18 protein-coding genes are annotated in these 18,470 nt (G+C 73.0%); 10 read left to right on the forward strand and 8 right to left on the reverse strand.

Features of this window, described 5'->3' with window-relative positions; translation table 11 throughout:
- Position 1: 1 nt before the first annotated feature.
- The 8 genes from ABZS58_RS35305 to ABZS58_RS35340 all read left to right on the forward strand — a co-directional run bounded on the left by ABZS58_RS35305 (position 2) and on the right by ABZS58_RS35340 (position 7,642).
- Entirely contained in the window at positions 2-490 is a 489-nt protein-coding gene (locus ABZS58_RS35305; RefSeq protein ID WP_354787606.1) for a hypothetical protein, read from the forward strand.
- On the forward strand, positions 487-1,425 hold the full coding sequence (locus ABZS58_RS35310) for an LLM class flavin-dependent oxidoreductase (RefSeq protein WP_354787607.1): 939 nt from the start codon (positions 487-489) through the stop codon (positions 1,423-1,425). The genes ABZS58_RS35305 and ABZS58_RS35310 overlap by 4 nt, the downstream gene beginning before the upstream one ends.
- 13 nt (positions 1,426-1,438) lie before the next feature.
- Positions 1,439-2,662 (forward strand): amidohydrolase family protein, encoded by a 1,224-nt coding sequence (locus tag ABZS58_RS35315; RefSeq protein WP_354787608.1) that lies wholly within the window; start codon positions 1,439-1,441, stop codon positions 2,660-2,662.
- Between the two features lie 81 nt (positions 2,663-2,743).
- Positions 2,744-2,935, forward strand: a complete 192-nt coding sequence (locus ABZS58_RS35320) for a hypothetical protein (RefSeq protein ID WP_354787609.1) — start codon at positions 2,744-2,746, stop codon at positions 2,933-2,935.
- Positions 2,929-4,104 (forward strand): FxsB family cyclophane-forming radical SAM/SPASM peptide maturase, encoded by a 1,176-nt coding sequence (locus ABZS58_RS35325; RefSeq protein ID WP_354787610.1) that lies wholly within the window; start codon positions 2,929-2,931, stop codon positions 4,102-4,104. Before ABZS58_RS35320 ends, ABZS58_RS35325 begins: the two co-directional genes overlap by 7 nt.
- Positions 4,101-5,126, forward strand: a complete 1,026-nt coding sequence (locus ABZS58_RS35330; RefSeq protein WP_354787611.1) for a radical SAM protein — start codon at positions 4,101-4,103, stop codon at positions 5,124-5,126. Before ABZS58_RS35325 ends, ABZS58_RS35330 begins: the two co-directional genes overlap by 4 nt.
- A complete protein-coding gene (locus ABZS58_RS35335) occupies positions 5,110-6,579 on the forward strand; it encodes a radical SAM protein (protein WP_354787612.1) in 1,470 nt (489 codons plus the stop codon). Before ABZS58_RS35330 ends, ABZS58_RS35335 begins: the two co-directional genes overlap by 17 nt.
- Complete coding sequence (locus tag ABZS58_RS35340; protein ID WP_354787613.1) at positions 6,572-7,642, forward strand: HEXXH motif-containing putative peptide modification protein; 1,071 nt, start codon at positions 6,572-6,574, stop codon at positions 7,640-7,642. The genes ABZS58_RS35335 and ABZS58_RS35340 overlap by 8 nt, the downstream gene beginning before the upstream one ends.
- A gap of 7 nt (positions 7,643-7,649) precedes the next feature.
- On the opposite strand, the gene ABZS58_RS35345 is transcribed toward ABZS58_RS35340, so the two are convergent.
- The 7 genes from ABZS58_RS35345 to ribA are packed head-to-tail and all read right to left on the reverse strand — an operon-like array spanning position 7,650 to position 14,950.
- Positions 7,650-8,915 carry an MFS transporter gene (locus ABZS58_RS35345; protein WP_354787614.1) on the reverse strand — a complete coding sequence of 422 codons (1,266 nt, stop codon included), beginning with the start codon at positions 8,913-8,915 and terminating at the stop codon, positions 7,650-7,652.
- Positions 8,902-9,516 carry a hypothetical protein gene (locus ABZS58_RS35350; protein ID WP_354787615.1) on the reverse strand — a complete coding sequence of 205 codons (615 nt, stop codon included), beginning with the start codon at positions 9,514-9,516 and terminating at the stop codon, positions 8,902-8,904. The genes ABZS58_RS35345 and ABZS58_RS35350 overlap by 14 nt, the downstream gene beginning before the upstream one ends.
- Complete coding sequence (locus tag ABZS58_RS35355; protein WP_354787616.1) at positions 9,513-10,592, reverse strand: glycosyltransferase family 4 protein; 1,080 nt, start codon at positions 10,590-10,592, stop codon at positions 9,513-9,515. Before ABZS58_RS35355 ends, ABZS58_RS35350 begins: the two co-directional genes overlap by 4 nt.
- Complete coding sequence (locus tag ABZS58_RS35360) at positions 10,589-11,644, reverse strand: glycosyltransferase family 4 protein (RefSeq protein WP_354787617.1); 1,056 nt, start codon at positions 11,642-11,644, stop codon at positions 10,589-10,591. The genes ABZS58_RS35355 and ABZS58_RS35360 overlap by 4 nt, the downstream gene beginning before the upstream one ends.
- A gap of 24 nt (positions 11,645-11,668) precedes the next feature.
- Positions 11,669-12,655 (reverse strand): SUMF1/EgtB/PvdO family nonheme iron enzyme, encoded by a 987-nt coding sequence (locus ABZS58_RS35365; RefSeq protein WP_354787618.1) that lies wholly within the window; start codon positions 12,653-12,655, stop codon positions 11,669-11,671.
- A gap of 4 nt (positions 12,656-12,659) precedes the next feature.
- Entirely contained in the window at positions 12,660-14,345 is a 1,686-nt protein-coding gene (locus ABZS58_RS35370; RefSeq protein ID WP_354787619.1) for a WD40 repeat domain-containing protein, read from the reverse strand.
- On the reverse strand, positions 14,342-14,950 hold the full coding sequence (gene ribA, locus ABZS58_RS35375) for a GTP cyclohydrolase II (protein ID WP_354787623.1): 609 nt from the start codon (positions 14,948-14,950) through the stop codon (positions 14,342-14,344). Before ribA ends, ABZS58_RS35370 begins: the two co-directional genes overlap by 4 nt.
- Positions 14,951-15,482: 532 nt before the next feature.
- On the opposite strand from ribA, the gene ABZS58_RS35380 reads away from it, so the two are divergent.
- The gene (locus tag ABZS58_RS35380; RefSeq protein WP_354787620.1) at positions 15,483-16,031 is read left to right on the forward strand and encodes a hypothetical protein; all 549 of its coding nucleotides are present in this window, start codon (positions 15,483-15,485) and stop codon (positions 16,029-16,031) included.
- A gap of 165 nt (positions 16,032-16,196) precedes the next feature.
- Here the strand turns inward: ABZS58_RS35380 and ABZS58_RS35385 are convergent, their stop codons facing one another.
- On the reverse strand, positions 16,197-17,363 hold the full coding sequence (locus ABZS58_RS35385) for an IPT/TIG domain-containing protein (RefSeq protein WP_354787621.1): 1,167 nt from the start codon (positions 17,361-17,363) through the stop codon (positions 16,197-16,199).
- A 474-nt stretch (positions 17,364-17,837) separates the two neighbouring features.
- Here ABZS58_RS35385 and ABZS58_RS35390 point away from each other — a divergent pair, with 474 nt between their 5' ends.
- Positions 17,838-18,389: a hypothetical protein gene (locus ABZS58_RS35390; protein WP_354787622.1), complete on the forward strand. Its 552-nt coding sequence runs from the start codon at positions 17,838-17,840 to the stop codon at positions 18,387-18,389.
- Positions 18,390-18,470: the final 81 nt, after the last annotated feature.

The raw sequence follows: 18,470 nt of genomic DNA on the forward strand, positions 1-18,470 counted from the left end.
GGTGACGGGCCTGGGGGCGTTCCTGCGTGGGGTGGACGGCCGGGTCGCCGACCCGGCCGGGCCCGGCGATCAGGGTGACCCGGCGACGCGACGTGGCGCGCTCGTGCCGCCGGGCGCGCCCGGGTTCGCCGCGTGCCTCGAGCCTGGTGTGCGTGACCTCGTCCTCGCCGTCCTCGACGCGTGGGACTGCCTGACGTACTCCTCCTGCGAGGGACACCCCGGCGGCGGCGGACGGTCGCCGGCCCCGTGCGAGATCGGCATCCTGCCCCGCGACGACGAGGAACGGCACAGCATCGAGCGACGGGCCCGGCGGCTCGCCGCCTCGTTCGCGTCGGCGTCCGTCGAGCTGCTCTACGAGACCACGCCGTTGACGTCGCCGGTCGGCTCGCACCCCGCCGTGCAGCTGGTCTTCTGGCCGAAGGACGGCTGGGACAGCTACTTCGCACGGCTGAGCGGCGCCGTGGCCGAGGCACGGAGGTGCCTGTCGTGACCGGGTACCCGATCAGGGCCGGTCTCGGGCTGGGCCTGTTCCCGATGTGGGACGACGGCGCCGAGTTCGCCACCATCGTCACCCACGCCGAGCGGTCCGGGTTCGACTCGCTGTGGTTGTCCGAGCACCTGACCGGGCCGACGCCGGCGCCGCTGCCGCAGCTCGCGTACGCGGCCGCGCTGACGACCCGGATGCGGCTGGGCACCAGTGTCACGGTCCTCGCCGGGCGCAGCCCGGTCGACCTGGCCAAGTCGCTCGCGACCGTCGACCGGCTCAGCGGCGGGCGGCTGCTGCCGATCTTCGGCCTGGGCATCGCCGAGCCGGCCGAGCACCAGGCCTTCGGGATCGGGCGCACCGCGCGGGCGCAGTGGGTCGAGGAGGCCCTGCCCCTGCTGCGCCGCATGCTGCGCGGCGAGCGGGTCACCCACGCCTCGGCCCTCTTCGAGCTGGACGACATCGGCATCGGCATGTCGGCGGCCCGCCGCGAACCCGACCTGTGGCTCGGCGGGCGCACCGACCCCGAGCTACGCAGAGCCGGCCGCCTGGCCGACGGGTGGCTGGGCAGCTTCGCCGCGCCGGCGGCCGTCGGCCGGGCCATCGGCATCGTGCACCAGGCCGCCGAGGCGGCCGGCCGCGCCGTCGACGGGGACCACTTCGGCGTGCTGCTGCTGTACAGCGACACCCGGCGCCGCCCCCGGGAGGCCGCCGACCTGCTCGCCCGGCGCTACCCCGACGAGGACCCGCACTGGCTGTGCCCGGCCGGGCCGGACGCCCTCGGGGAGGTCCTGGCCGCGCACGCCGACCAGGGCGCGTCGAAGTTCATCGTGGTGCCGGCGGCCCGGCCGCGCAGCTGGCCGGACGAGATCGACGCACTGCGCGCGGCGCTCGCGGGACCGCTGCGGGACATCCGCGCGCGGCCCCGACAGCACGGCTGAGAGGACCACCGTGGTGACACTACCGATCATCGATGCCGACGCCCACGTCGTCGAGCCGTTCAGCCTGTGGCGCGAGCGGATGCCCGCGCGGTTCCACGACCGCGTGTGGCGGCGCGAGGTCGGCGCGGACGGACGCGAGACGCTCTACCACGACGGCCGGCCGCTCAGCGTCGAGTGGACCACCGGCACGTTGAGCACGCCGGGCGCGGTCCAGGAGGGCGGACGGCTCGACATCGACATCGACACCGAGGTCGACGAGGGTGTGCGGGACCCGCACCGGCGGCTCGCGCTGATGGACGAGCAGGGCATCGCCGCCAGTGTCCTGTTCCCGTCGATGATGCTGGGGCTCGCCGACGTCCACGATGTCGAGCTGCAGGTGGCGTACGCGCGTGCGTACAACTCCTGGATCGCCGAGTTCTGCTCGGTGGATCCGGTGCGGCTGCTGTGGGGCGGTGTGCTGCCCACCGCCGACCTCGCGGTCGCCGCCGAGGTCGCGGCGGAGTGCATCGGGCGCGGCGCCCGGACCGTGATGGTGCCGCCGATCCTCGACGCGGCGAAGACGTCGCTGGCCGACAGGGCGCTCGACCCGCTGTACGCGCTGCTGCAGGAGGCCGGCGTACCGCTCGTGGTGCACGCCGTGAATCCGGCGAACTCGTGTCTGGACATCGCCGGGCATCTCCGCGGACGGATCCAGTGGCAGATGGGGTACTCGTTCCAGGCGCAGCTCGCGACGTTGCACGTCCTCGAGTCGGGCCTGCTCGACCGGTTCCCGGGGCTGCGGATCGGGTTCTTCGAGGGCGACCTCGGGTGGGTCCCGCACTGGTTCGAGCGGTTGCAGGCGACCTTCGCCAAGATGGCGCTGGTGTCCCGGCGGCTCGCCGAGCCGGTCCGCGAGACGTTCCGCAGGCAGTGCGTCATCTCGGCGGACATGAACGATCCGCTGCTGGCCGAGACCGTGCGGTACCTCGGCGCGGACCGGGTGCTGTTCGCCAGCGACTGGCCGCACCACGACGGCACCTGGCCCGACCCGATCGTCGCGGTCCGCGACCATCCGGCGCTCACCGACGCGCAGCGACGCGAGATTCTCGTGCACGCGCCGGCGGCCTTCTTCGGCCTGGACGTCGCCGATCTCGCACGTCGCTCGGGCGCCGCCGTGGACGCGCCGATGGCCGGCGTGCCGCCGCTGCTGCCGCACGGCCGCGGCCCGGCGATCGCCGGCGCATCCGTCCGGCGATGAAAGCCACCACCGGCAGGTCTGTCCGTCAGTGAAAGCACGCAGTCAGTGAAGGCAGCCAGTGAAGACGGAGGAGAGAGAGTTATGGAAGAGATCCAGGACCGCGCCACCGACCCCGCCGACCTCGCCGACCTCGCGCAGGGTGACGCCGCGCAGGAGCTGGCCGACACCGGGGAGTCGGCGCTCGCCGCCGCGCTGCGCCGGGCCCGGGAGGAGGACGGCGAGCTGCGAGCCGGCCATCAGAGCTACAACAAGCACTCGTCCAACCCGTGGTAGTGCCGGACCGGCAGCCGACCCCCATCGCCGAATACGTGGTGAAGGTTGCCAGCCGCTGCAACCTCGACTGCGACTACTGCTACGTCTACCACCACGCCGACCAGGGCTGGCGCCGCCAGCCGGTGATGATGGCGGACCGGGTCGTCGCCGCGCTGGCCGCCAGGGTCCGTGAGCACGCGCGACGCTGGGAGCTCCCCGCCGTGGGCATCGCCTTCCACGGCGGGGAGCCGCTCCTCGCCGGCGCGCAGACGCTGGACCGCATGTTCACCGTCCTGCGCCGCGAGCTGGCAGGGGTGACCGAGCTGGTGCTCATGTGCCAGACCAACGGCACGCTGGTGACCCCGGCCGTCGCCGCCGTGCTGGCCGACCACGACGTGCGCGTCGGCGTCAGCCTGGACGGGCCGAGGTCCGCCAACGACCGGCACCGCACCTACCGGGACGGTCGTTCGAGCTTCGACGAGGTGCTCGCCGGGATCGAGCGGCTGCGCGCCGCCGGGCCGCGGGTCTTCTCGGGCGTGCTCGCCACGATCGATCTGGCCAACGATCCGCTCGAGGTGTACCGAACGATCGCCGGGCTCGACCCGCGGCACTGCGACCTGCTCCTGCCGCACGGCAACTGGTCGTCGCCGCCACCCGGCCGGGACACCACGGGCACCGGCACCCCGTACGCCGACTGGCTCGGGGTGATCTTCGACAGGTGGTACGCCGAGCCGGTGCAGCCACTGACCATCCGCATCTTCCAGGACACGATGAGCCTGCTGCTGGGCGGTGGCGGGGCGTTCGAGATGCTCGGCACCGACCCGGTCGGGCTGGTGACCATCGAGACCGACGGCTCGATCGAGCTCGTCGACACGCTCAAGACCACGTATGACGGGGCCGCCTCGACGGACCTCAACGTGCTCACCCACAGCATCGACGAGGTGCTGACCCACCCGGGTGTCGTCGTGCGCCAGGACGGCAAGGAGTCGCTGGCGGCGCAGTGCCGCGCCTGCCCCATCGTGGACACCTGCGGCGGCGGTCTCTACCCGCACCGCTACGGCGACGACGGTGGCTTCGACCGTCCGAGCGTGTACTGCCCCGACCTGTTCGCGCTGATCACGCGCATCCGGGACCGGATCGGCGACGACCTGCGCACGCTCGCCACCGCGGGGCAGGGGACCGGGCGATGACCGGCGTGCGGTTCGGCGACTTCGTGCAGATCATGCTCACCGAACGCTGCAACCTGCGGTGCACGCACTGCGCCGTGCCCGAGGAGGACTCGCCGGCCGGCGCCGAGCTGCCCACCGCCGCCTGGCTCCGCTTCATCGACACCCTCGCCACGGCGGGGGTCCGAGCGCTGACCGTCTCCGGCGGCGAGGCCCTGCTCCGGGACGACGCGTGCGTCCTGCTCGACCACGCGCTCGACGCCGGGATCGCGCAGGTCACGTTGATCACCAATGGGCTGCTGGGGCGCCGCACGATGCGGGCGCTGACCGACGTCCAGCGCCGGCACCGCCGGCTCGGTGTCCATGTGAGTCTCGACGGCGCGGGTCCGGACACGCACGACACGATCCGCGGCCGTGGGACGTTCCGGGCCACCGTGGCGGCGCTGGAGCGTTTCCGCGCCGGCGGCGGCCGGGTCACGGGCGTCCACACGGTCGTGCACCGCGGCAACGTCGGTGAGCTCGCCGCGATGATCGAGCTGGTCCGCTCGCTCGGGGCGTCGGTGTGGACCGTCTTCCCGGTGGCCGCCCTGGGCCGGGCCGTCCGCTGCGACCTGGAAAGTCTCGACGCCGAGCAGTGGGCCGCGCTGACCGTGGAGCTCATGGCCGCCCGGACGAGGCACGGGCTCGACATCGGCCAGATGGGCCCGGTCATCGGCGACGACTGGCCCACGACGCTGCCGGTGCAGCCCCGGGGCCGGTTCCCGATCAGCCACAACCTGGTCGTCGGTCCGGACGGCGCGATGGTGACCTGTCCGCCGCTGCGCGACCGCCCGCTCGGGCAGGCGGCCGAGGAGCCGGATGCGGCCGGGTTCGAGGCCGTCCGCCGGCGGGGTGCGGCCCTGACCGCCCGGGTCTGCGGTGGCTGCTCCTTCCGGTTGCTGTGCACCGGCATGGACGACCGGCTGCCGTGGAAGGTCGCGGACCCCGGCGGGGTGCCCGCCGCAAGGCCCGGGGAGATGGTGGGTGCCCATGCCGGCATGGATTGAGCCCGCCCGGCGGCTGCCGCCCTGGGCCGCGGCGGACACCCGGCAACCGCCGCAACGCGGCGTCCTCGGCGCGGACGGTGTGCGCTGGCGGGCCGCGGGGACGGACTGGGTCGGCGTCGAGCACACCACCGGCGGCTGGGCGATGCTCAGCACCGCCGAACGATCGCGGCTCGAGGCTGCCGACGGCTCGGTCGTGGACCTGTCGGGAGCAGACCACTGGGCCGTCCCGCTGTGGCGCCGCGGCCTGGTCTCGCTCGACGGCGAGACGGCGCTCGGCGGCGTCGACTGGGACGCCTGCGTCGAGCAGACCCGCGAGCACTACGGCCTGATCCTGGTGCTGAACTCGGGATGCAACCTGGCCTGCACCTACTGCTACCTCGGCCACGCCTCGCCGGGCGGCCAGAACGACGCCGATCCGGGTCTCGTCACCGCGGCGCTGGACGCGGCCATGCGCCGTCCCGAGGCGACGATCCTCGTCGACTTCGGGGAGATCGCCGCCGCGCCGAGGTTGTTCCGGACGGCTCTGGCGTACGCCCGCCGTCGCGCCGACGAGGCCGGGAAGCATCTGCGGGTCGCGGTCCAGACGAACGCCACCACGCTCGGCGACGACCTGCTGGACCTGCTGGTGGGCAACGACGTGCTGATCGGGGTCAGCCTCGACGGCCCGGAAGCCCTGCACGACCGCGCGAGGACGCTGCGCAGCGGCCGCGGGACGCACGCGAAGGTCACCGGCTCCCTCGCCCGGTGCCGGGACCGTGGACTGCCGTTCCATCTCATCGTGACCGTCGGCGCCCACAACGTGGCGGCGCCGGACGAGGTGCTCGACGAGATCGCCCGGCAGGCGCCGGCGAGCTTCCTGTGCAAGCCCGTCCTCGCGCACGGCGAGGCCGACGCCGGCTGGCGCGAGGTGGGCGCGTCGCCCGACGCGATCGCGCACTTCCTCCGGCGCACCGTCGAACGGGCCGCCGGCAGCGGCCTCGGCATGCTCGACCAGTCGGCCGGCAAGTTCCTCGCCCGGATGCTCGGCGACCCGTACGGCTGGCGGGACGGCTGCACGTCGCGCCACTGCGGATCGGGCCGCAGCCTGCACGTGCTGAGCGCCCGCGGTGAGGTCCACGCGTGCCCGCGGTTCGTCACTCCCGGGCAGGGCGCCAGGGTCGACGGCCGGACCGTCGGCCTGCAGATCCTCAAGCGTGCCGGGACGCTCGACCACGCGCTGCACACGGCGCCGGAGACCTGTGGAGGCTGCCCGTGGCTGCGCAGCTGCGGCGGTGGCTGCACGCTGTCGGGCCAGCACGGCGACTCGGGTGTCGTGCCGCTGCCCGACGAGCACTGCGCGTCGTACACGGCCCAGCACGAGGAGATCGTCGCCAAGCTGCTGCCCGCGCTCGTGTCCGGCCGCATCCCGCTGGACGGGCCGCTGACCGGCGCGAAGGTCGTGACCGGTGCGTGAGCACGCGGGGCCGCCCGACGCCGACGCCGTCCTGGCCGGCGACGCGAGCCCCGGGCCGTGGCTGGACCGGTGGTGGGTCGAGGAGACCGCGCTGCGGACGGCGGCGCTGCGGCGCGCCGCGGACGTCTACAGCGATCACTGGTGGAGTGTCGCGTTCGCCCTCGACGCGCCGGAGACCTTCGCGGCGCTGCGGCACCCCGTCGCCGGGATGCTCGGCCGGTCGCTGCTCGACTACGACCGGCCGCTCGACCCGGACGCCGTCACCTCCGCCTATCCGATGGCCATGGCGATGCTGGTCGAGGCCGGCGAGGTGCGCCCGGACCGGGTGTCGGGCTGCGCCTACCTGCCGGGGTCGCGGGTGGCACCGCCCGGCGCGCGGCCGTTGCCCGTCATCGGTGAAGGGTCGTGGACGATCGAGATCAACGCCTGTGACCCGCTGCTGGCGCGGTTCGCCGACCCGCGGGACGACCTGTCCACCACCAGGGCCGCCTGGGCCGGGGTCGGCGCGGCCGCCGGGCAGGTCCTGCGCCGTGCGGGATCCGATGCCGCCGCCTCCGTCGCCGCACTCACCCAGGTGCTGGTCCCGCTGCGGCAACGCGACGGGCGGATCATCGGCCGACCGGAGTTCGAGATCCAGAGCTGCTCGGTCTCGTCGGCGCCGGGCGTCGTCTACGCGTCGCTCGGCCGGCCCGACCCCTGGTACACCGCCGAGGTGCTGGTGCACGAGGCGACGCACCAGCTGGTCGAGGTGGTCGCCGCGCTGACCCCGCTCACCCAGGACGACACCGTGCGGCTGCCGTCGCCGTGGAAGGAGGAGCCCCGGCCTCCGGCGGCCCTGCTGCACGGCATCGCCGCGTTCGGTGCGGTCATGCGCTTCTGGCACCGGGCGGGACGGCTGCCCGACGCACCCCCGGCGGCGCCGGACGAGGTGTCCCGCCGCGCCCGGCAGGTCCTCACCGCCTGCGCGACGGCCCGGTCCGCCGCCCACGCGTACACACCGGTCGCCCTGGCGATGATCGAGCAGCGGACCGTCGAGGCAGCCGGTGTCCTCGGCGGCCGGTGACCGCGGCCTATGCCTGTGAACGGTCCGGTTCAGGGTCTTTGAGGGCCGGCCGGCCGGGTTCGGCGGCGGTGGGGTCGGGGGCGCGGCGGGTGGCCAGCAGGGAGGGCAGCGCGGTCGCCAGCAGCGCGGCGGCGCCGATCCAGTAGACCGTGCGCGGCTCCAGGGTGTGCAGCAGCAGGGTACCGGCGCCGAAGACCACGATGCCGGCCAGCGAGACCAGCGAGCCGGTGGTGGCGAAGTAGGTGCCCTGCTGCTTGGCCGGCACCAGCAGCTGCGCGGCGGTGAGGTGGTAGATCCAGGCGCTCACGGCGAGTCCCAGCGCGCCGTACGTCAGGATGCCGGTCCAGTCGCTGGTGAAGGAGAAGGCGACGGCCAGGCCGGCCACGCCCACCGAGCCGATGAGCAGGATCGCGGCGGCGCCGAAGCGTCTGGTGATGAGCGGGATCAGGCCGCCGGCGAGCACCGCGCCGAGGCTGTAGCTCATCTGCAGGCCGCCCTGGGTGCCGGCGCCGTGCCCGCCGGCGCTGACGTAGGGGGCGAGCAGCGAGGACAGCAGCCGGTGCATGGACTGCAGGCCGACGTACAGCAGCGTCATGTGCAGGATCCGCCGGTGGCCGATCATCAGCCTGCCGGTGTTGACGAAGCCCTGCCACGCGCCGGTCCGCTCCGCCGGCTCCACGGCGGGCGGGGTCGCTGCCTTCCACTGCCGGGTGAGGCCGATGGCGGCCATCCCGACCCCCGACAGCAGGAAGGAGACGCCGTTGACCAACAGGCCGGTCAGCGGGCCGGCGGTCGCCACCACCAGGCCGCCGCCCAGCGCGCCGAACGCGATGCCGAGCTGGTAGACGAGCGTGGTGGTGGCGTTCGCGGCGAGCAGCTCGTCCGGCGCGGCCAGCCGGTTCACGAAGACCCTCGACGCCGAGCCGTAGAACTGCCCGCACAGGGCGAGGATCGACTCGACCGCGTACAGGTGCCATGGCACGAGCAGGTCCGCCGACGACGCGAGCGGGATGGAGAACACCGCGGCCGCCGAGATGACGTCGACGACGATGAGCAGGACGCGCGGGTCGAAGCGGTCGACGACGGACCCGACGACCGGCGCGAGCAGCACACCGGGGACGGCGGAGAACAGCAGCAGCAGCGGCACCGAGTAGGCGACGCCGGTCAGCGACAGGATCAGCCACGACGCGGCGAGCACGTGGACGGTGCTGCCGACGAAGGACAGCAGGGTCGCGACGAGGAACAGCTGATACGCGCGGTTACCCCGGATCACGGTCACCTCCGGCCTCAGGCCACACCGGCCGCTGCCGCGCGTCCCGGCTCACCGTGTCGGAGGCGAACAGCCGCGGAAACGTCCTCCCCTCCACGATCAACGAGGTCAGGCCGGGGTAGGCACGCACGAGGACCGCCGACAGCGCCTCGTCGGCGAACAGGGTCGCCAGGGCGGCGGCGATCAGCGACACCACCGCACCGTCGTCGTGCCGCAGGGTGTCCATGGCGTACCGGGCGAGGACCGTGCCACGCTCGTCGGTCAGCGTGACCGGGCCGCCGCCGGGTGCGGGGTCGATGTCGAACCGGCCCTCGCCGCCGACCCTGCGCAGCGTCATCATGCACCGGTCTCCGGTGCCGAGCGCCCACACCTGGCCGTGCGTCTGCACCAGCGCGAACGTGCCCGCCGGCAGGTCCAGCGCGTCGAACTGCTCGGGATGCACCAGCACGTCGTGCAGCGTGAGGCCGGCCGCGGACCGCCAGCCCGGCACGCGGAAGACCTGCAGCTCGGCGTCGAACGCGGGCATCCTGAGAAACATCCCGAACAGCGGCAGGCCGTGCGGCAGCTGGTCGACCGGCAGGCGGTCAAGTTCGGCGGCCATCATCGCGCCGCCTCCGCCCGGTCGTCGGCCAGCGATGCGGCGAACTCGCGGTGCCGGCGGGGCGCCGAGTCGTGGTAGGCGCGCAGCGCGTCCGCCGACCGGGTCATCGCCGCCCGCCCCGGCCGGGGCCAGTCACCGCGCAGGAACGACTCCACCGCGTCGCGCAGCGCCGTCGCGTCGCCCACGTCCACCGTGCGCGCGGCCGGGTACCCGTCGACCAGCGCCGGCAGGTTGCCGGACCGGCTCACGACGAGGGGCCGGCCGGTGATGACGGCCTGCGCCACCGACATGGAGTAGGGCTCGCCGCGCGCCTGGGTGCCGGCGGTCGGATGCACCACGAGGTCCGCCGCGCCGATCGCCGCCCAGCTGCGGTCCGGCTGGTAGTGCACGAAGCGGATCCGGCCGCGCTCCCGCCAGGGCTCGACGCGCCGCAGCAGCGCCTCGTCGATGTTCGGGTCCCACAGCAGCTGCTCGCTGCCGGCGTGCACGAAGTCGAAGTCGTGGCCCCGGTCGAGCAGGTCGGCGGCCATCGTGAGGGAAAGGTCGCTGCCCTTCCAGGACGAGAGCCGGGTCGGCTGCAGCACGACCGGGCGGCCGTTGTCCGCGATCGGCGGTGGGCCGTCCACCGCCCGTGGCAGCGCCAGCGGGAGCACGGTGACCGTCGCCGACGGCACCTCGGCGCGCAGCTCCGCCGCGACGAACTCGGAGTGGGCGACGAGATGCCCGCCCAGCGCGGACCAGCGGCGCAGCGCCTCGGTGTCGGTGCCGCGCACCGCGAGGTTGTGCACGTCGAGCACCCGGGGGACGGGCAGGTGCCGGACGAGGTGGTCGGTGACCTCAGGCCGGTGCCACTGCGGGTTGTGCAGGTGCACGACGTCGGCGCCGGCGAGCCGCCGCGTCAGGTCCGCCAGGTCCGCCGCCGATCCCCCGCCGCCCGGCTCCAGGCAGGGGTGGAACACGGCGGTGCGCGCGTCCCGGGTACCGGCGAAGAACTCGGTGTCGGTGGTCAGCGACTCGAGGTGCGTCTCGATGCCGCCCATCGTGGGCAGTGCCGCCCAGTGCACGTGCGCGACCCTCATCGCGCACCCGCCTCCGCTTCGTCGATCATCCGCTCGTACTGCGCGACGTAGCCGGACGTCATGCGCTCCGCGGTGAAGCGGCGGTCGAACGTCGCACGGACGAGTCCCCGGTCGAGGCCCGCCGTCGCCCGCACCGCTTCCACGGCGGCGTCGATGTCGGTGACCCTGAAGCCGGTGACGCCGTCGTCGACGATCTCGGTGACCGAGCCCATGTCCCACGCGACGACCGGGGTGCCGCAGGCCATCGCCTCGATGAGCACGAGACCGAAGGGTTCGTTCCAGTCGATCGGGAACAGCAGTGCGCGGGCTCCTCCGTACAGCTCCTGCTTCTCCTGATCGGAGACCTCGCCGAGGAACTCGACGGCGTGACCGTCGATGTGCGGTGCGACCTCCGCGTCGAAGTAGTCGCGGAAGATGTCGTCGACCTTCGCGGCGATCTTCAGCGGCAGCCCCGCCCCGCGCGCGATCTCGATGGCGCGGTCGGGTCGCTTGCTAGGTGCGATGCGCCCCACGAAGAGCAGGTATCCGCCGTCGCCGTCGTCCTGCCTGTACAGGTCTGCGGGGATCCCGTGGTGGACGACGCCGCGCCAGTTCATCGACGGGCGGTGGCTGCGCTGGTCGTGGGAGATGCCGATGTAGGGCATCTCGGCGAAGGCGTCCAGCAGCGTGCCGATGTCCGGGCCGAGGCTCATCGGCATGTGCACGGTCGTCAGCGACCTGTGCCGGTGCGGGTAGAACGTCGGCAGGTGGTAGAAGCCGGTGTGGAAGTGCATGACGTCGAAGTCGTCGACCCGGTGCAGCAGGTCCATCATCATCTTCATGTAGATGGCGACCGTGAAGTCGCGGAACGGGCCGGTGTCGGCGAGCCGCAACGACTGCGGGCAGGCCGGCACGAGCTGGGCCTTGGTGGTCGAGTCGCCGCTGGCGAAGAGCGTGACGTCGTGCCCCTGGGCGACGAGCTGGTCGGTGAGGATGCCGACCACCCGCTCGACGCCGCCGTAGCGGGCCGGGGGCACCGGCTCGAACAGGGTTGCCACTTGTGCGATCCGCATGGGTACTCCTTCGATAGATGCGTATCAGACGTCCGCCGCCACCCGGAACCCCATCGCGTAGAGCGAGCGCGGATAGGGGCCGTGCCGGCGCTGGCAGCGGGCCAGGTCCCGGAAGCGGTTGAACGCGCCGCCGCGGGCGATGCGGTAGTGGCCGAGCCGCCGGTACAGGTCGTCCTCGACGAGCCGGCCGCCCGGGTACGGGAAGTAGTGGCTGGACGTGTACTCCTCGACGTTGCCGGCCAGGTCGTAGGCGCCGCACCAGGACCGCCCGCCGGGGAAGACGCCGACGGGGCTGCTCGCCATGAGCCGGCATTCGAGGGTGTTCGCCAGGTCCGGCAGCCACCGGGGTCCCCACGGGTAGCGCAGGCCGTCGGGGCCCGCGGCCGCGTACTCCCACTCGGTCTCGGCCGGCAGCCGGTAGGCGCGGCCGGTGCGGCGCGTCAGCCATCCGGTGTACGCGTCGGCCGCGCGCGGCGTGACCGTGTACACCGGATGGTTCGCCTCGGCCGGGTGGTACCGGCCGTAGCCCCAGTGCGTCGGCAGTTCGGGGTACGCGGTGTCGGCCAGGAAGGCGGCGTACTCGGCGTTGGTCACCGGGTACGCCGCGATCCGGAACGGCCGCACCACGGCCTCGGCGCGGGGGCACTCCTTCGCGATCCAGTCCCGCCGCACGCCGAACCGCTCGGTGTCGGCGTGCAGTTCGTCGACGTCGTCGTCGGCGGTGCCCATGGGGAACCGGCCGCCCGGGACGTCGACCATGACCGGGTGCCCGCCGGGACGCACCCGCGGATCGCCCAGCAGCGCCAGCATCGTGCCCGCCGCGAGCCGCGTCTGGACCGGGCCGGCGGCGGCGTCGAGGGCACCGAGCAGTGCCTCCGGGCCGTCGCCGAGCACGTCCGCGATCGGCAGCCGCTCGGCGGCGGGCACCTCGTAGCTCTCCGGAAGGCCCATGGCGGCGCGGTCGGTGAGCGCGTTGATGTCGGCGTCCGTGAGCGCGACGTCCGAGGTCATGGGCTCAGATCCCGACCTGGTAGACGTTGCCGTCGTAGGAGCCGGCCAGGAATCGGCCGAGTGCCGGGGCGTAGGACATCGACGAGATGCCGGCGGTCGTCGGCCGGTCGTCGACCACCCACGAGCCGCTGTCGCGGTCGTAGACGCAGACCCGGCCGTGGTAGCCGCCGGTGCCGACGTAGCGGCCGTCGGCCGACGCGCTGACGCACTTGATCGAATGGTCGTGCGGCGTCTCGATGACGGTCGGCCGCTGCTGCGGGTCCCAGATCCGCAGCAGCAGGTCGCGGCTCACGCTGGCGAAGTAGCCGTCGCCGAGCCCGGCGCAGCCGTTGGCGATCTTGTGGTGCGCGTCCTCGATCGTGGCCACCGGCTGCAGGTCGTCGGCGCGGAACCAGGTGGCGCTGGTGTCGGCGCAGACCGAGAAGAGGTAACCGCCGGACTCGGCGACGCCCTTCACCGCGTTGGCGTGCAGGCGCAGGTCGCTCACGTGCCGCAGGCCGTCGCCGGTCTGCTCGAAGAGCAGGCCCTCGCCGGTGTAGGTGCCGATCAGGACGTGCCGGCGGCCGTCGTGGACGAACTGCACGCCGCAGTTGAGCGGTGAGCGGTGCTGGTGCACCTGGGCGCCGGTCCCGGCGTCGAACAGCTTGCCGAGCTGGCCGCCGGTGTAGACGCGGTCGCCGACGGCGACCAGGAAGTTGCACAGGCTGCCGGTCTCGGCGATCGCGCTGCCGTCGCGGCGCACGATGCCCGCGTCGCCGACCGTGACGACGCCGGACGCGGCACCGGCCAGGACTGCGTTGACCCCGCCGGTCGGCGGCACCGCCTCGGCCAGCCACTCGCCGGTGCGGTGGTCGTACGTACGGTACGTCGCGCCGAAGGTGGCGAACACCAGGTGCGCGTCACCCGCGAACGCGCACGAGCGGGGCCACACGTCGGCCGGCAGGTCGGCCGTCGCCACCAGCACCGGCTCGCGGTCCGCCACGTTCCACAGCTTCATGGTGCGGTCGTAGCTCAGCGTGACCAGCAGCGCGCGGCCGTCGTCGAGCACGACCCGCTTCACGCCGGCGTCGTGCGCGTCGAGCGTCGTGCGTCCGCCGTCGGTGACCACGATGATCTGGCCCTCGTCGTTGCCGGCGTAGATCGTACCGGCGGAGGAGATGGCGATCGTGTCGGTCTCGACGCCGTCCATGTCGAGGTTGGTGACGAGCCGCTGCGAGCGCAGCGACCAGCGCTTGATCGTGCCGTCGTCGCTGGAGGACACGAGTTCGTCGGCGTCGGCCGACCACTCGACGGAGATGACGTCGGCGGTGTGGCCCTGGAACCTGGCGACCAGGCCGCCGTGGAAGTCGTACACGCGGACGTCGTGGTCGCGGGAGGCGGTGGCGATCAGCTCGCGGGTCGGGTGGAACGCCGACATCTCCACGTCGTCGGTGTGATCGGCGAGCACCGCGATCAGCCGCAGGTCCGGCAGCGCCCACAGCCGGGCGCCATAGTCGGACGACGAGGTGACCGCCAGCCGCCCGTCCGGGGAGAACGCCACCTGGTTCGCGAGGTGGTCGTGCCAGGCCCGCGCGATCGGCGTCTTCGACGGCATGTCCCACAGGATGATCTGGTTGTCGTAGCCGGCGGTGAGGACGTAGGTGTCCCCGAAGGCGGCGATTCCGCTGATGGGTCCCCGGTGTGCGATCACGGTTGCTCCTTCTGCAGTTGGATCGTGTGTCCGCCCTGATCGAGCTTTGCCCGCAGGTAGTCCTGGTTGGACTGGTTGAGGAACACGCCGGTCGGGACGATGGAGTCGACCTCGATGCCGTTGCTGCGCAGCTGTTCGGCCTTGTCCGGGTTGTTGCTCAGCAGGCGGACGCGTCGGATCCCGAGCGCTGCGAGCATCTCGGCGGCGACGTGGTAGCTGCGCTCGTCCTCGGCGAAGTTCAGCTCCCGGTTGGCGGCGAAGGTGTCCAGGCCGCAGTCCTGGAGCTGATATGCGTCGATCTTGTTGTACAGCCCGATGCCGCGGCCTTCCTGCCGCAGGTACAGGATGACGCCGCCTTCGCCGGAGATGCGCTCGACGGCCTCGGCCAGCTGCGGGCCGCAGTCGCAGCGCGCGGACCCGAAGACGTCGCCGGTGAGGCACTCGGAGTGGATCCGGACCAGCAGCGGCGCTTCCGCGGCGTCGCCCGCCGGGACGCGGAACCGTAATGCGATGTGTTCGAGCTCGTCGCAGAGACCGTCGAAGCTGATCAGTTCGGCGTCGGACCAGTCGGCCGGTTCGCCGGTGGTGACCGGCACCCGCACGATGGTGCGGGTCGCCGGCCGGCGAGCACGGGTCGCTCGCCGGGCATGGTCGGTCTGGTGCACTGATGCCTCCTGCATCTGCCCTGATCGGGCGGCCGGTAGCGGCCCGGCCGGGCAGGCCGTCCGGGCGGCTGCGGGACATGGCGGGCCCCGCGTGCGGACGCGGCCGCACACGGCGTCTGACTGTGAGCGTGGTGATCCCGCCCGGCTCCAGGTGATCGCGTCCGGCTCCACCGGCAGCGTGCCCACCACAGGAACCGCATGGGGCGGTCTGCGCTCGCACTATCGAGGGCTTGCCGAGTGCAACGACTTAATCGATCAACATCCATGCTACGGACGGTGGGCCACTCCGGCAGCGGTCGGCGGTGATCAGCACGGGCACCGACGCCCCGCACGCCACCCCTCCGCAGGTCACCAGCGCCGCGCCGGGGCGTTATGTCCGCCTGTGACGCCGGTCACACAGCGCGATTCCGCAGGTGCCGCCGCGGCGCTTCCACGACGGCCGCGCACGGCGGCAGCCACTACCATCATGGCGATGACCGAATCATCGGAGCCGAGTCTGCGCGGCCGCATCGTCGGTTACCGGGCGAGCCGCGACCTCTCCGGGCACCGGGCCGCCGCACGCGTCTCCGCGTATCTCTACGGCAACATCATCCTCTTCGCCACGCTCATCCCCGTCAGCGACGAGCAGGCCGCGCACGGACACGGACTGAAACTGGTGTTCGGCGTCGCCGTTTCGACCTACGTGGCACACGTGTTCGCCGAGATCGTCGGCCACAGCGCCCAGGCCGACGAGCCGATGACCCGCGCCGCGATCCGGCACGAGCAGCGCGACTCGCTGCCGATCGTCTCGTCCGCGCTGCTGCCGTGCGTCCTGCTCGGCATGGCCTGGGCCGGCTGGCTCTCCGGCGGGACGGCCGTGCTGCTCTCCGCGATCTACCTGCTCGTGCGGATGGCGATGGTCGGTTTCCTGGTGGAGCGGCTGCGGTCGACCCGGCCGTCCTTCCGGACGCTGCTCGCCGGCATCGCCCTCGCCACGGTCGCGCTGGCCATCGCGCTGCTCAAGGTCCTGCTGGGCCACTGACCAGGCGCTCGTTGCGGCTCCTGCGTCGCCCACCGCACGCGCGGAACAGGCGAACCGGGCGCCGGCCCGGCCCGGAATTCACCCCGGACGTGGCCACAGCGCCTCGGCCGGACCCGGACCGCCGCACGCAGCAGGCCGCGCACGGACCTGCGTGCTCGGCAGCTGTCAGGCGCGGCGCCGGCGCCGGTTGCCGAACCCGACGAGGACCGTGCCGCCCGTGGTCAGGCCGAGCCCGATCGCCAGCATCATCGCGGCCGCCGGGCCGGTGACCGGCAGCCCACCGCTGCCGCCGTTGCCACCGCTGGTGTTGCTGCTGGTCGGCGCCACGGTGATGGCGAGCGCCATCGCGCGGGGCAGGCCGTCCGGGGCGACGCCCTGGGCGACCGCGGTGTGGTCACCGACCGCCAGGCCCGCCGGGATGGTGACCAGCTTGGAGAAGTCGCCGTTGCCGTCGGTCACCGCGGTGCCCGGCTCGATCGGGTCGGAGTAGATCGTGATGATCGCGGTGGAGTGCGGCGCGAACCCGGTGCCGATGAACGTGATCTGCTGACCGGGCGCCGCGTTGCTGATGTCGCCCTGGTCGGTCGTCAGCTGCAGGTCGGTCCGCGGCGGCGTGGCCGGCGGCTGCGGCGCCGTCGGCGTCGCCGGCTGCGACACGTCGCTCGGTACCACCACGGACACCATGCCGGCCGACTGCGCGGGGGTGACCGCCGTGATCTGGGTGTCGCTGTCGACCGTGTACGACGTCGCATTCGTGCCGCCGAACGTCACCCCGGCGGCGCCGGTCACGCCGGTGAACCCGCCGCCGGAGATGACCACCGGCTCGCCGCCGTCGACCGAACCGCTGGTGGGCAGCAGGCCGGCGATGTTCGGCCCCTCGGTGAAGGTGAACTTCGTGTTCGCCGAGGTGGCCGACACCATCGGATCCGGCCCGGCGCCCATGTTGACGTCGCTGATCGACACGGTCACGTCGACCTCGGAGGCGACGTCGACCGCCGTCGTGGCGGTGATCTGCGTGCCGCTGTCGACGGTGAAGCTCGCCGCCGCCTGACTGCCGAAGGACACGCCGTCCACGAGATTGAAGCCGGTGCCGGTGAGCACGACACTCGTGCCGCCCCCCTTGGAGCCGGTGGCGGGACTGACCGAGGAGACGACCGGCGCGGACAGCCAGTGCACCGTCGTCGACGGGCCGCCCACCGTCTCGGTGGAGCCGTCGTAGACCGTGTAGACCTCGTCGGTGCCGCCCGGCTTCGCGCTGGGCGGGGTCACATAGATCTCGCCGAACTGCAGTTCCCAGGTGTTGCCCGGGATCGCGGCGCCGTTGGAACGCACCTGGGTGACCGAGGCGAGGTTCGTGCCGCTGATGACGAACTGCGGCGACGGGTTGCTCGACGCGAACTTCCGGCCGGAGACCGAGGTGACCGTCGGAGTGCCGCCCCCGAGGATGCGCGCCCGCGGCTCGCTGTTCGCGGCGCCGGCCGCCGGAGCCGGCCCGGCCGCGAAGGCGGTCCCCCGGCGCTCCCACCAGGCCGGCCAGCGTCACCAGGACCGCTACCAGCATCGTGCTGCCGCGTGCCTGCCGGCGGGATCCGAACACACCGAACACGTCAACCCCCGTGGACGCACAGCGACACAGAGTCGTCCGATCTGCCACGAATCTATGCGCGATGCGACAGATCCGTGAGGTTTATGTACACTTCCGCTCCATTTCGGTCGGCCTTCGCCCCGCTCACGCCACGGCTCGACGCGCCCCGGCGGCGCCCGGTCGGGGACGTTCGCTGTGTGAGCGTGCAGTACGTTCCGGGAATGCATGCACGCGCGGCGCGGACCCTGGAGCGGCTCGGCGAGTTCTACGCGGCACCCGCCGCGCCACTGGACGGCGATCCGGCCGCCCGTGCCGTGGAGCTGTTCCGGGAGGTCGCCGCGACCGTGCCCGCCTATGCGGCGTTCCTCGCGGAGCACGGTGTCGACCCGGCGACCGCGGCGTTCGCGGACCTGCCGCTGGCGACGAAGGAGTCCTACCTGCGCCGGTATCCGCTGCCCGAGCGGTGCCGCGGCGGGCGGCTCGACGCCAACGACACCGTGGCCGTGTCGTCGGGTTCGTCAGGGGTGCCGACGGTGTGGCCGCGCAGCGTCGTCGACGAGCTGGCCGTCGCCCGGCGGTTCGAGGACGCCCTGGTGCACAGCTTCGGCGGCGACGGGCGCAGCACCCTGGTCGTGGTGTGCTTCGCGCTCGGCAGCTGGGTCGGCGGTATGTACACCGCGGCCGCGTGCCGGCACCTCGCCGCGAAGGGGCTGTTGGCTGATGGTTTGTCGAGCATCTTTGGTGCTCTCTGGAGTGTTATGGTGCTCACGTGAACTTGAAGGAATGGGCGGCGTCGCAGGGCATCGCGTACATCACCGCGCGGCGGCAGTACGCGGCCGGCGCGCTGCCCGTTC

Source organism: Dactylosporangium sp. NPDC005555 (assembly GCF_040605635.1).
Classification (GTDB): domain Bacteria; phylum Actinomycetota; class Actinomycetes; order Mycobacteriales; family Micromonosporaceae; genus Dactylosporangium.

What these genes read in the sequence shown, in the direction of transcription:
- ABZS58_RS35320 (WP_354787609.1), top strand. Translation starts at nt 2,744, where the DNA reads ATGGAAGAGATCCAGGACCGCGCCACCGACCCCGCCGACCTCGCCGAC.
- ABZS58_RS35330 (WP_354787611.1), top strand. Translation starts at nt 4,101, where the DNA reads ATGACCGGCGTGCGGTTCGGCGACTTCGTGCAGATCATGCTCACCGAA.
- ABZS58_RS35335 (WP_354787612.1), top strand. Translation starts at nt 5,110, where the DNA reads ATGCCGGCATGGATTGAGCCCGCCCGGCGGCTGCCGCCCTGGGCCGCG.
- ABZS58_RS35350 (WP_354787615.1), bottom strand. Translation starts at nt 9,516, where the DNA reads ATGATGGCCGCCGAACTTGACCGCCTGCCGGTCGACCAGCTGCCGCAC.
- ABZS58_RS35355 (WP_354787616.1), bottom strand. Translation starts at nt 10,592, where the DNA reads ATGAGGGTCGCGCACGTGCACTGGGCGGCACTGCCCACGATGGGCGGC.
- ABZS58_RS35360 (WP_354787617.1), bottom strand. Translation starts at nt 11,644, where the DNA reads ATGCGGATCGCACAAGTGGCAACCCTGTTCGAGCCGGTGCCCCCGGCC.
- ABZS58_RS35365 (WP_354787618.1), bottom strand. Translation starts at nt 12,655, where the DNA reads ATGACCTCGGACGTCGCGCTCACGGACGCCGACATCAACGCGCTCACC.
- ABZS58_RS35380 (WP_354787620.1), top strand. Translation starts at nt 15,483, where the DNA reads ATGACCGAATCATCGGAGCCGAGTCTGCGCGGCCGCATCGTCGGTTAC.
- ABZS58_RS35390 (WP_354787622.1), top strand. Translation starts at nt 17,838, where the DNA reads ATGCATGCACGCGCGGCGCGGACCCTGGAGCGGCTCGGCGAGTTCTAC.